Annotated in this window: 10 protein-coding genes, 1 tRNA gene and 1 pseudogene; 7 read left to right on the forward strand and 5 right to left on the reverse strand. The window is 66.2% G+C overall.

The genetic code is table 11. The annotated features are described in order from the left end of the window. Positions 1-69: 69 nt before the first annotated feature. Together ACZIYR_RS04135 and ACZIYR_RS04140 are read left to right on the forward strand one after the other, a co-directional pair. The gene (locus ACZIYR_RS04135) at positions 70-1,890 is read left to right on the forward strand and encodes an ABC transporter ATP-binding protein (RefSeq protein ID WP_483528293.1); all 1,821 of its coding nucleotides are present in this window, start codon (positions 70-72) and stop codon (positions 1,888-1,890) included. Beyond that, positions 1,871-2,839, forward strand: coding sequence for an arsenic resistance protein (locus ACZIYR_RS04140; RefSeq protein ID WP_483528294.1), 969 nt, complete (start codon positions 1,871-1,873; stop codon positions 2,837-2,839). The genes ACZIYR_RS04135 and ACZIYR_RS04140 overlap by 20 nt, the downstream gene beginning before the upstream one ends. Positions 2,840-2,906: 67 nt before the next feature. On the opposite strand, the gene ACZIYR_RS04145 is transcribed toward ACZIYR_RS04140, so the two are convergent. The 5 genes from ACZIYR_RS04145 to ACZIYR_RS04165 all read right to left on the reverse strand — a co-directional run bounded on the left by ACZIYR_RS04145 (position 2,907) and on the right by ACZIYR_RS04165 (position 7,208). Continuing rightward, on the reverse strand, positions 2,907-3,068 hold the full coding sequence (locus ACZIYR_RS04145; protein ID WP_473032519.1) for a hypothetical protein: 162 nt from the start codon (positions 3,066-3,068) through the stop codon (positions 2,907-2,909). Positions 3,069-3,089: 21 nt separating this feature from the next. Continuing rightward, positions 3,090-5,165, reverse strand: coding sequence for a TonB-dependent siderophore receptor (locus ACZIYR_RS04150; protein WP_483528295.1), 2,076 nt, complete (start codon positions 5,163-5,165; stop codon positions 3,090-3,092). A 105-nt stretch (positions 5,166-5,270) separates the two neighbouring features. After that, positions 5,271-6,206, reverse strand: coding sequence for a helix-turn-helix domain-containing protein (locus ACZIYR_RS04155; protein ID WP_483528296.1), 936 nt, complete (start codon positions 6,204-6,206; stop codon positions 5,271-5,273). Positions 6,207-6,221: 15 nt separating this feature from the next. Further along, positions 6,222-6,491, reverse strand: a complete 270-nt coding sequence (gene fhuF, locus ACZIYR_RS04160) for a siderophore-iron reductase FhuF (protein WP_483528297.1) — start codon at positions 6,489-6,491, stop codon at positions 6,222-6,224. Between the two features lie 105 nt (positions 6,492-6,596). Beyond that, positions 6,597-7,208, reverse strand: coding sequence for a hypothetical protein (locus ACZIYR_RS04165; RefSeq protein ID WP_483528298.1), 612 nt, complete (start codon positions 7,206-7,208; stop codon positions 6,597-6,599). Between the two features lie 155 nt (positions 7,209-7,363). Between ACZIYR_RS04165 and ACZIYR_RS04170 the strand changes: the two genes are divergently transcribed. The 5 genes and pseudogenes from ACZIYR_RS04170 to ACZIYR_RS04190 all read left to right on the forward strand — a co-directional run. Beyond that, positions 7,364-7,440, forward strand: a tRNA-Ile gene (locus tag ACZIYR_RS04170). Between the two features lie 287 nt (positions 7,441-7,727). Continuing rightward, positions 7,728-10,118 carry a DNA/RNA helicase domain-containing protein gene (locus ACZIYR_RS04175; protein ID WP_483528299.1) on the forward strand — a complete coding sequence of 797 codons (2,391 nt, stop codon included), beginning with the start codon at positions 7,728-7,730 and terminating at the stop codon, positions 10,116-10,118. A gap of 107 nt (positions 10,119-10,225) precedes the next feature. After that, a complete protein-coding gene (locus ACZIYR_RS04180) occupies positions 10,226-10,582 on the forward strand; it encodes a nucleotide pyrophosphohydrolase (protein WP_483528300.1) in 357 nt (118 codons plus the stop codon). Positions 10,583-10,802: 220 nt separating this feature from the next. Beyond that, positions 10,803-11,579, forward strand: a complete 777-nt coding sequence (locus tag ACZIYR_RS04185) for a type IV toxin-antitoxin system AbiEi family antitoxin domain-containing protein (protein WP_483528301.1) — start codon at positions 10,803-10,805, stop codon at positions 11,577-11,579. Continuing rightward, positions 11,569-11,769: pseudogene (locus ACZIYR_RS04190) on the forward strand (nucleotidyl transferase AbiEii/AbiGii toxin family protein); the annotation flags it as partial. The gene ACZIYR_RS04185 and the pseudogene ACZIYR_RS04190, both read left to right, overlap by 11 nt. Between the last annotated feature and the right edge of the window lie 262 nt (positions 11,770-12,031).

Here is a 12,031-nt window from a genome sequence, read left to right on the forward strand (position 1 = left end):
ATGCCGGAGGCATTGGTGGGGCAGGGCCGCCGTCGGCTATCCTGTGCGCGTCAATCACAAGGACACCCCATGACCCACACCGCTGCCCCCAACAGCTTCCAGGCGCTGGTGCGCCTGCTGCGCTACGCCCGCGGCTACCGCCGGCGCATCATCGCCGCCACCAGCTGCTCGATCATCAACAAGATCTTCGATATCGCCCCGGAGATCCTGATCGGCGTGGCCATCGACGTAGTGGTCAACCAGGAGCGCAGCTTCGTGGCGCGCCTCGGCTTCACCACGCCCCAGGAGCAGATATTCGTTCTGGCGATCCTGACCTTCTTTATCTGGGCCGGCGAATCGATCTTCGAGTACCTCTACAAGATCCTGTGGCGCAACCTCGCCCAGCGCCTCCAGGCCGACATGCGCCTGGACACCTACGAGCACGCCCAGCGGCTCGACATGGCCTACTTCGAGTCGAAGAGCTCGGGGCAGCTAGTCGCCACCATGAACGACGACGTCAACCAGCTGGAGCGCTTCCTCGACGGCGGCGCCAACTCGCTGATCCAGGTGGGCGTCACCGTGGTGGCGGTGGGGGCGGTCTTCTTCATCATCTCGCCCTTGATCGCGCTGCTCGCCTTCACGCCGATTCCGCTGATCGTCTGGGGCGCCTTCTTCTTCCAGCGCAAGGCCGGCCCGCTCTACGCCGACGTGCGCGAGAAGGTGGGCGACCTCTCCAGCCGCCTGGCCAACAACCTGGCGGGCATCGCCACCATCAAGAGCTTCACCAGCGAGGCCCGGGAGGCGGCGCGGCTGCGCGAGGTGAGCGAGGCCTACGTGGAGGCCAACCGCCGCGCGATCCGGGTCAGCTCGGCCTTCATCCCGGTGATCCGCATGGCGATCCTGGCCGGCTTCCTGGCCACCTTCACCGTGGGCGGCATGCTCGCCCTGCGCGGCGACCTCAACGTGGGCGCCTACGGCGTGCTGGTGTTCCTCACCCAGCGCCTGCTCTGGCCGCTGACGGGCCTGGCCGAGGTGATCGACCTGTTCGAGCGCGCCATGGCCAGCACCCGGCGCATCCTCGACCTGCTGGCGGTGCCCATCACCGTGCGCGACAACGCCACCACGCCGCTGGCCGAGCCCCTGCGCGGCGAGGTGAGCTTCGAGGGAATGAGCTTTCGCTATGCGGCAAGCGAGGTGGGGGTGGAGAACGTCAGCCTCCGTGTGCCCGCCGGTAATACGCTGGCCCTGGTGGGCGCCACCGGCTCCGGCAAGTCGACCCTGATCAAGCTGCTGCTGCGCTTCTACGACCCCAGCGCCGGGCGGGTGCGGATCGACGGCCAGCCCATCGACCAGGTGAGCCTCGCCTCGTTGCGCGGCGCCATTGGCCTGGTGAGCCAGGACGTCTACCTGTTCGAGGGTTCGATCCGCGACAACATCGCCTACGGCAAGCCCGAGGCCGCGGAAGTCGAGATCATCGAGGCGGCCAGGACCGCCGAGGCGTGGGACTTTATCCAGGCGCTGCCCCAGGGGCTCGACACCCCGGTGGGGGAGCGCGGCATTCGCCTCTCCGGCGGCCAGCGCCAGCGGCTGTCGCTGGCCCGGGCGCTGCTCAAGGACCCGCCCATCCTGGTGCTGGACGAGGCCACCAGCGCCGTGGACAACGAGACCGAGGCCGCCATCCAGCGCTCCCTGCGCAAGATCGCCCACGGCCGCACCGTGATCATGATCGCCCACCGCCTCTCCACCATTGTCCACGCCGACGAGATCGTGGTGATCGAGGGTGGCCAGGTGGTGGAGCGCGGCAGCCACGAGACGCTGCTCGCCGCCGACGGCCGCTACGCCGCCCAGTGGCGGGTGCAGACCGGGGCGCTGATGGCGGATACCGCCCTGGGTGACGCCACCCGTGCGTGAGGCGCTGGATCGCCACCAGGTGTGGGGCTACCTGGTGGCGCTCCTGGCGGGGCTCGGCCTGGGGATGACCCGCCCCGAGGCGGCCGGGGCGCTGGAGGGCGCGCTCTGGCCGCTGCTCGGCCTGCTGCTCTACGCCACCTTTACCCAGGTGCCGCTGGGCCGGCTCGGCCTGGCGGCGCGGGACTGGCGCTTCGGCGCGGCCCTGCTGGCCGGCAACTTCCTGATCCTGCCCCTGGCGGTGGGGGCCCTGGTGCTCCTGCTGCCCCTGGCGCCCGCCGTCCAGGTCGGGGTGCTGCTGGTGCTATTGGTGCCCTGCACCGACTGGTTCATCAGCTTCACCCACCTGGGGCGCGGCGACGCCGGCCGAGCGATTGCGGCCGCCCCTCTGCTGCTGCTGGTGCAGCTGGTGGCCCTGCCGGCCTACCTCTGGCTCTTCCTGGGCGCCGACTGGGCCCGGGTGGCCATCAGCGGGCCGCTGCTCTCCGCCTTCGCCGGACTGATCCTCGCGCCGCTGGCGGCGGCCTGGCTGACCGAGCGCCTGGCCAGGCGCCGCGCCGGCGCCCGCCGTCTGGTGGCGGGGCTCGGCTGGCTGCCTGTGCCGCTGCTCGCCGCGGTGCTGTTCAGCATCGCCGCTACCCAAGTGGGCAGCGTGACGACCCTGGGCGGTGTGCTGCTGCAGGTGCTGCCGATCTTCGTGGCCTACCTGGCGCTGGCGGCCCTGCTGGGTCGGACGCTGGGGCGCGCATTCGCCCTGGCGCCCCCGGCGGCCAGGACGCTCACCTTCAGCTTCGCCACCCGCAACTCCTTCGTGGTGCTGCCCATCGCCCTGGCGCTGCCCGAGGCCTGGCAGGCGGCGGTGGTGGTGATCGTCTTCCAATCGCTGGTGGAACTCTTCGGCATGGTGGCCTTCCTGCGCCTCGTGCCGGGCCGGCTGATTCCCGACCGATAGGTCGGCGATACCCGCGAGGAAGATGTCTGCGCGGCCATGCCCGGCGCGTGAGAGGCGAGCGCCGTGCCTATCGGCGGCCGGGGCCCCTGGAGTAGGCGTCGCCCAGCAGTGAGGCCACCAGCTCGCGGCCAATCAGGCCATGCACCCGGCCACCCCTCAGGGGCAGGCCGGTAGCGCCAAGCAGCTGCCGTCCGTGAACCTCGAAGGTGGCAGTGTGGTTCTCGAACATGCGGTGTTTCCTATGTGTTGATCAGAATGCGATGTGGAAAGAGGCGGTAACGCTGCGTTCGGCGCCGAAGTAGCAGAAGTTCAGGTCGTAGCAGGAGGCCACGTACGTCTCGTCGAGCAGGTTGCTGACGTTGAGGCGCGCGCTCATGCCGTCGAGGCCCAGGCGCTCCAGGTCATAGCCCAGGGTGGCGTCGACCAGGGTGGTGTCCGGCACCCTCTGGGTGTTGGCGTCGTCGGCGTAGATATCGGCGTGATGGCGCACGCCGAGTCCTGCATCCAGGCCGGCCAGGGCGCCGGACTGGGCGGTATAGTGGCCCCAGACCGCGAGCTGATGGCGCGGCACCTGGTTGCTGCGATTGCCCTGGGTGGCGTCGCCGGTCTTCTCCAGGGTCACGTCGGTGTAGCCGTAGGCGGCCTGCAGCGAGAGGGCCTCGGTCAACTGGTGGTGCGCCTCCAGTTCGACGCCGCGGGACTGGATCTCGCCGGTGGCCCGATAGAAGGTCTCGTTGGGCCGCTTGGCGGAGACGTTCTCCTGGGTGATATCGAAGAGGGCGAGGCTGTAGCGGTGGCGCGTCCCCGGGGGCTGGTACTTCAGGCCCAGTTCCCACTGTTCGCCCTCGGTGGGGGCCAGCAGGTCGCCGTCCTGGTCGGTGGTGCTGTTGGGACTGAAGGAGGTGGAGTAGCTGGCATAGGGGGCCAGGCCGTTGTCGAATGCATAGAGCAGGCCGGCGCGGCCGCTGACCTGGGTGTCATCCAGCACGCTTTGGGTGCCGCTCACCGGGTCGCTGTTGGTGATATCCACCCAGTCGTGGCGCAGGCCGAGGTTGGCCCGCCAGTTGCCGAAGGCCAGCTGATCCTGGAGGTAGAGGCCGGTCTGCTCCAGCTCGCGGCGCTGACGTACCTCCGGGAACATCATGCTGGGTCCGGTGCCGTACTGGGGATCGAAGGCGTCGATGGCGGGGAAGGCCCCGGAGGTCCAGGTGACGTCGTTGTTGCGCCGCTGATGGTCCAGGCCCAGCAGCAGGGTGTGATCCACGCCGCCGGTGGCCAGGCGCGCCTCCAGCTGGTTATCCACGGTCAGGGCATCGAGGGACTCGTCGCCGCCGGAGAAGTAGCGGTTGAGCTCGGTGGGCGAGGCCCAGCCGTAGGCGTAGACCTGGGCCAGCTCCACCTCGGTCTCGGTATAGCGCAGCCGCTGGCGGGCGCTCAGGCCGTCATGGAAGCGATGCTCGAACTCGTAGCCGACCATGAGCTGGTCGCGTTCGAATGTCTCGAAGGCCTCCTCGCCCTCGAAGAAGGTGTTGGCGATGCGGCGGCCGTTACGGTCCACCACCGTGCCCTCGAAGGGCAGGCCGGCATGGTAGCCGCCCTCCGGGTCGCGCTGCAGGTAGGCGTGGAGGGTCAGGCTGGTGGCGTCGCTGATGTCCCAGATGAGCTGGGGGGCGATGGCGTAGCGCCGCTCCTCCACCGGGCCGAACTGGGTATCGGCGGCCCGGGCCAGGCCGGTGAGGCGGAAGGCCAGGCGGCGCTCGGCGTCCAGCGGGCCGGTGAGGTCGAAGGCGGCACTGCGCTGGGCATTGTTGCCCAGGCGCAGGCGCAGCTCGCCGCCGGACTCGAATTCCGGGCGGCGACTGGTCTGGGCCACCAGGCCCCCCGGGGAGGCGCGGCCATAGAGCACCGAGGCCGGCCCCTTGACCACTTCGATACGCTCCAGGAACCAGGGATCGATCACCAGCGAACTGAAGGAGCCGCCGTCGCTCATCACCTTGAGGCCATCGAGGAAGGTGTTGTTGATGCTGCCGTCGGCGAAGCCGCGCAGTACCAGGTAGTCGTAGCGGTTGGAGGCGCCGATCTGGTTGGTGAAGACGCCGGGGGTATAGTCGGCGGCGCGCTGGACGCTCTCGGCGCCGCGGGTCTCCCAGTCCTCCCGCTCGACCACCGAGATCGCCTGGGGCGTCTCGATAAAGGGCGTCTCGGTCTTGGTGGCGGCGCTGGAGGTGACCGTCAGGGTCTCCAGGGCCTCGTCGGCCAGCAGTGGCGTGGAGAGCGGGGCGGAGGCCAGGGCGATGGCGAGGGTCAGGCGATGCAAGCGGGGCATGGATCACACTCGGAGGGTTGCTGTGAAAGTGAGAATTGTTCCACTTATTCGCCCCGGCGAGTTATGCGCGCCGCGCAAGGGGTTATGGGCGGGCCCCAGCCTGCCTTAGTGGCGGGAACTCGCCAGGCTCCCCGGCGAGACGCCATAGGTGCGGCGGAAGGCGGTGATGAAGTTGCTGGCGTGGCGATAGCCGCTCAGGTGGGCGGCCTGCTGGACGCTATGGCCGCCGAGCAGCAGCTCCCGGGCCCGGGCCAGGCGCCGGCGGCGCAGGTAGTCGATGGGCGAGCAGCCGTAGGCGGCGCGGAAGTGGCGTGCCAGGGTGCTGGGGCTCATGGCGGCCAGGCTCGCCAGGGCCGCCAGGTCATGTTCCCGCTCGGGATGCTCCTCGAGCAGGCGACGGACCGCCTCCAGGCGCCTGGCCGGGGTCGTCGCGGTGGCCGTGGCCGGGAGGCGTTCCGGAGCGGGGGGCGTGAGCCCCTGGGCCAGTAGCTGCAGCGCCAGCCCCTGCAGGAAAAGACGGCGCGACTGGCCGGAGAGGCCGCTGCGATAGCCCTGCTCCAGGGTCAGGGCCAGGGCATTGGGCAGCGACCAGGCGTATGGGGCCGCCGCGGGCAGCGAGTCGCACCACTCGCCCTGGGCCTCATCGCTCAGGGCCAGGCTGAGGGTGCGCAGGCGCTGGCCGGCGGGCTGGTGGGCACCGAGCACCTGGCGGTCGTCGAGGCGCAGGGTGTAGGCCTCGCCGGCGGTGAGCCAGCGCTCCCTGCCCGCCAGCCCCAGGCGCACTCGCCCCTCCATCACCGCCACGATCAGCAGCGCCGCCTGGCCCCGGGAGCGGGAGGCATAGGGCTGGACCACCTCCAGGTCGGAGAGCACCAGCTCGGCCCCCGCCGTCAGCGCGACCTCTTCCACCCGGCCCTGGGCGATGGGCAGCCGGGCGGCGCGCGCCGGCTGACTCGGCGCCGCCGGGAAGCGGTAGTCGATCTGGTAGCGGCGGCCGTAGCCGAGGAAGTCGGCGACGGTGTGGCGGCGGGTCGGAAACATGGCCTGTCACCTCGCCTACGGCGTGGACCGGCGACAGCTCAGCGGGCAGTTGCCGCAGTAGCCGAGCTCGGGAATCAGGTAGCGGATGCAGCACAGGCGTCGGCGCCGTTCGGGCTCGCCCCCGGCGACGTCGGCCAGGTAGCGCACCGGCTGGAAGAGCGGATTGCGGCGCCCGTCCGGCAGTTTTCGGTCCGGCATGCCGAGGGGGGCCGCCAGGGGAGTGATCGCCGGCGGGGCAAGGTGCTGCAGGGGGCCGATGTAGAGCTTGGCCAGGGAGGAGGGCATGGCGAGACCACCGGATTTGCGGAAAGCCTCATTATACAAGCAATAATCATTATCAAAAATGCCGGTGTGCGCCATGCCAGGCACGGTATCGGTTCGCCGCGGCGACTACCGCCTCACTAGTACCGCATCCAGGCTCACCGGCACCTCGTCGCCGATCTGCTCGTAGCCGAGCAGCAGCATCACCGAGCGCAGGGTGGGGTCGGCCATCAGCTCGCGGCCGTCCAGCGCCACCCGTTCCGCGTTGGTGACCCGCACCCGCTCTGGCGCCTCCCGGGTAAAGCGCACCGCCAAGGGCTCGTGGCGGGTGGCATTGCCGGACTGCACCGAGAGCTCGAGGACCTCCACCAGGGAATCACCCACGGCAAGGGCCTCCAGCCGCTCCGGCGGGAAGCGGGTGGTGAGGGTCGCCATGGGTCGCTCGGTGAAGCCCGAGAGCCAGGGCGGCAGCGGGCCCATCCGCTCGATCACGTCGCTCTGGGCCAGCCGCAGCAGCAGGCTCAGGGTGCCATCCGCCTCGGCCGCACCGGAGAGCCGGCGCACCTCATGCTGGCGGGGAATCGGCCCCTCCGGAGCGAGCTGCACCACGGTGGCGGCCACCCGCGAATGGGCCGGGTCCAGCTCCCAGGCGGTGGCCGGCAGGGCAGCCAGCAGCGCCAACAGGGCAGCGCCCGGGGTGGGAAAGCGGGTTAACGAGCGGGAAAGAGAGCGAAGGGGCACCGGCGGATCTCCAGAAGGGGCGGGCTCAATGAAGACCGCGCTAGCGGGAGAAGGTGCCGCGGCGGCGGAATAGGCGGGGGAGTGCGGCCGGCTATGGCCTCCTTCATCGCCATTCGCTATCATACTTCGGCGCGCTCGCGCCTCCTACGCTGAAAGGGCCTATAGCTCAGTTGGTTAGAGCAGGGGACTCATAATCCCTTGGTCGCTGGTTCGAGTCCAGCTGGGCCCACCAAGAATCAGGCACTTACGCTTAGCTTTCCCCTTCTTCTCGCTGTTCTTCGCGGTACCTGTCTACGTTGTGTCCATTTGGGACTGTGGCTGATCAACCGCTGTGGCGAGCGTGGGTCATGCCGAGATAGGGTAGCCATGCCTTCTGTGTAGGACTCTCCTCATCGTGGCTCAGCCACAGTAGGATGGTATCGGCCTGCCTGGCTGCTTCTATCCCGTTGGCCAAAGTGCTGCGGTTATTCCATGAGCCAAGATGGCTGAATTCCGGTCTTGAAAGGAATCCTTGAGACGATGCTGGTTTACAACGCCACCAAGCAGCAATTCATCGACGATGTACGAGCCAACGTCATCACCGACGCCATTGAGAACGAGGTGGCACGCAGGCTGAACCGCAACTCGCCGCGCAGTGAGGTGACGTCCTGGGAGAACTCCCTTCGCTTCATGATGAGCGTGCTGCTCGATGAGGGCATTCCCGCATCGGCAGGCGTAGCCATCGAATACAACATTCCGCTGACCAATCGCCGCGTGGACTTCATCCTGACCGGCAAGAACCACCAGCGGGACGATGCCGCGGTCATCGTGGAACTGAAACAGTGGCAGTCCGTCGAGGTGACGCAGAAGGATGCCATCGTGCGTACCCAGCTGGGCGGCGGCGTACGCGAGACCAACCATCCGTCGTATCAGGCATGGTCCTATGGCGCGCTGATCGAGGATTACAACGAGACGGTTCGCTCCGAGTCGATCCGCCTGGTGCCCTGCGCCTACCTGCACAACATGAAGCAAGGGGACGCCATCAATGATCCCTTCTACGAGCACCACACGCGCCGTGCGCCGGTCTTTATCTCGCAGGATGCCTTGAAGCTCTCGGCGTTTCTGAGCCAGCACATCAAGTACGGCGACAGCAACGACATCATGTATCGCATCGAGCATGGTGTGATCAAGCCGAGCAAGAACCTGGCGGATGCCTTGGCCTCGATGATGCAGGGCAACGCCGAGTTCCTGATGATCGACGACCAGAAGCTGGTCTATGAAACCGCCATCGATCTTGCGCATCGTGCAGGTAGCGGCAACAAACAGTGCCTGATCGTCAAGGGCGGACCGGGCACCGGCAAGTCGGTGGTGGCCATCAACCTGCTGGTGGAGCTGACGAAGCGCGAGATGATGACGCAGTACGTCTCGCGCAACTCGGCCCCTCGTGAGGTCTTCAAGAAGAAGCTGACCGGCACGCGCAAGAAGACGCACATCGATAACCTCTTCAAGGGTTCGGGTAGCTACGTCAACGCCGAGCCAGACACCTTCCATGCCCTGATCGTGGACGAGGCGCACCGCCTGAACGAAAAGTCCGGCATGTACCAGAACCTGGGGGAGAGCCAGATCAAGGAGGTGATCGCCGCGTCACGCTTCTCGATCTTCTTTATCGATGAAGCGCAGCGCGTGACGCTGAAGGACGTGGGTACGGTCGAGGAGATCCGGCGACGTGCGGCCGAGTGCGGCGCCGAGGTGCAAGAGCTTGAGCTAGCATCGCAGTTTCGCTGCAACGGCTCGGACGGCTACTTGGCATGGCTCGATCACGCCCTTCAGATTCGCACCACGGCCAACACCGACCTGGAGGACATCGACTACGACTTCCAGGTGTTCGATGACCCGAGTGCCATGCGCCGGGCGATTCTCGATAAGAACCGCAAGGCCAACAAGGCACGCATGGTGGCGGGCTACTGCTGGCCCTGGGCCAGCAAGAAGGACAAGCAGGCCATGGACATCGTGTTTCCCGAACATGGCTTCGCGGCCCAGTGGAACCTCGATGACGACGGCATGCTGTGGGCGATTGCCGATGGATCAGCAGAGCAGGTCGGCTGCATCCACACTTGCCAGGGGCTCGAGTTCGACTACGTCGGCGTCATCATCGGGGACGACTTCGTGATTCGTGACGGCCGTGCGGTGACAGACGCGGCCAAGCGGGCAGGGCAGGACCGCTCGGTGCATGGCTACAAGAAGATGCTCAAGGAGCAGCCTGAGCATGCCCGTGGCCTGGCGGACCAGATCATCAAGAACACCTATCGTACGCTGATGACGCGGGGCCAGAAGGGCTGTTACGTCTATGCCACGGACCCCGAGACCCGCGAGTACTTTGCGGCCTATGTTCGCTCTCAGGCGGCGCCCGGGCAACTGGACGCGTCTGAGGACGCCGAAGTGTTGGATGGCCTGCACCTTCCCATCGTGACGCGTGACCAGGCAGCGCCATTCGAGCGCCATGTGCCCGTCTATGACTTGAGCATCGCCGCCGGCGAGTTCAGCGAGATGCAGATCGCCGAAGCCGAGCACTGGGTCGAGCTACCGGATTTCATGCGCGCAAGCCCCGACCTTTTCGTCAGCCGGGTAGTGGGGGAGTCGATGAATCGGCGCATCCCCAATGGCGCTTGGTGCCTGTTCCGTGCCAACCCTGGTGGCACACGGCAAGGCAAGGTCGTCGTGGTACAGCATCGAGCCATCGAGGATCCGGATCACGGCGGCAGCTTCACGGTAAAGCTGTATCAGAGCGAGAAGGTCGAGGAGTACGGCGAGTTCGTGAACCAGCGCATCGTGCTGAAGCCCCAGACCAACGCCTTCGGCTACAAGGACATCGTGCTAGAGGACGAGCTTGAGGACCTGAAGGTCATCGGCGAATTCCTCTCCGTGCTGTGAACGAGTGGGCGGCTGGATGGTCGCCCATGCCGATGCTGGCTGGATAGTGGGCAACAGAGCAGGCATGCTCACTGCTATCCGATACCGTAGAACCAGGTGACCCCTAGATGTCAGACCCGTTCAAGCAGCTCCGTGACGCTATGGATCAGTTCGCTACAGAGCGCGACTGGGACCAGTACCACTCGCCGAAGAACCTGGCCATGGCGTTGACGGTGGAGGCTGCCGAGCTGCAGGAGTGCTTCCAGTGGCTGACCGAGGCGCAGTCAAGGGAGCTGGATGAGCAGCAACTGGCCGCCGTGCGTGACGAAATTGCCGATGTTCAGCTCTATCTGATCCGGCTGGCGGGCAAGCTGGACGTGGATATCGAAGCGGCATGCCGGGCGAAGATGGAGAAGAATGCGGAGAAATATCCCGCCGACCAAGTGAAGGGGAGTGCGAAAAAGTACACGCACTATCAGGATTGACGTGATGTGTGGCCGCTTTGTCCCCTGCAGCGGCCTTCTCTGCCTGGCTTCGTCCCTCAAGCTTCCTCCCGCTAAATTTGGACACAAGCAGGGACGGAGACTCAGCCTTTGGTTTAAATTCTATGCTAAAAACGGCATTGAATGGCGATTTTGTGCTTGAAGATAAACCAACGTGGTTTATTCTTCACTTTGAAGACGGAAATTAAGGCCGCTTTTTGATGTGAAAATAAACCAGCTGCTGCACAAGATCCCGTATGGCGCCGTGGTGACGACCGCCTGGCTGGCGTCACACGGCGTCACCTCGGATCAGGCGCGTAAGCTGGCCAGCAGTGGCTGGCTGCAGCGCGTGGGGTACGGCGCCTACTGCCAAGCGGGGGAGCCTCTTACCTGGGAGAGCGCTGTTTTCGCCCTGCAGACGAGCGACGACACGGGCTTACCACCGCTTTGGCCGGGTGGCCAGACGGCCCTCGCACTGCATGGCTTTTTCCACTACCTGCACATGGGGGAGAGCACGACGAACCTGTATGGCAAGGAAGCCGTTCGGCTGCCCCGTTGGTTGAGTGATGCCGAGTGGGCAGGGCGGATGGTGCTCCACTCTGAAAAGGGCCTGCCGGTGCAGCTTCCCGGCAGCTTCACGGACTACGCGCCGGATGGCAGGGCCTTCAGTTTGCAGGTATCGACCCCCGAGCGAGCGGTCTTGGAGTGGATCGCCGTGACGCCGAATGCGCTGCTGTTCAGCAGTGAGCTGGTGGACACCTTCGGCGGGCTTAACACGCTGCGCCCGCGCCGGCTGCAGGCATTGCTAGAGGGGTGCCGTTCGGTGAGAACCAAGCGGGCCTTCCTGGTGCTGGCTCGCCACGCTGGGCATGCCTGGTACGGTCGGCTGGCACCAGACCGACTGGACCTCGGCAGAGGCAAGCGGCAGCTCTGCCAGGGCGGCAAGCTTGACAGGGAATATCACGTTACGGTGCCGGAGGCGTTCCTGCATGCCGATTGAAGCTCGCTACCACGAACAGGTCAGGCTGCTGGTCTCGCTGCTGCCGTTTCTCAATGATGAGCCGTGCTTCGCCCTGAAGGGCGGTACGGCCATCAACCTCTTCGTGCAGCCATTACCCCGTCTATCGGTCGATATCGACCTGGCCTACCTGCCGCTGGAGCCCTGTGACGCTGCCGCGGCTGGCCGAGATCATCGACCGGTTCAACGACCTCTACAGAGCCGAAGTGAGCGACGACGACAGTTGCACTCCACCAATGGCATTGTCGATCGTATCGAGCTTGACGGAGCGGGATGGCTCTGGTGCGCAATCACAGGGAAAACAAGGTGATGCACTGCCTTTTCCTGAAGAAGGCCTCCAACGCTATGCTCAACGCCTTGAGCGGCCAGGAAAACTCAGCATGCCTCTGTTGGGAAGATTAGGAGATGGGGAGAACTTTCGCTGCTGATGCTTT

The organism is Billgrantia sp. NRB1 (assembly GCF_056921725.1).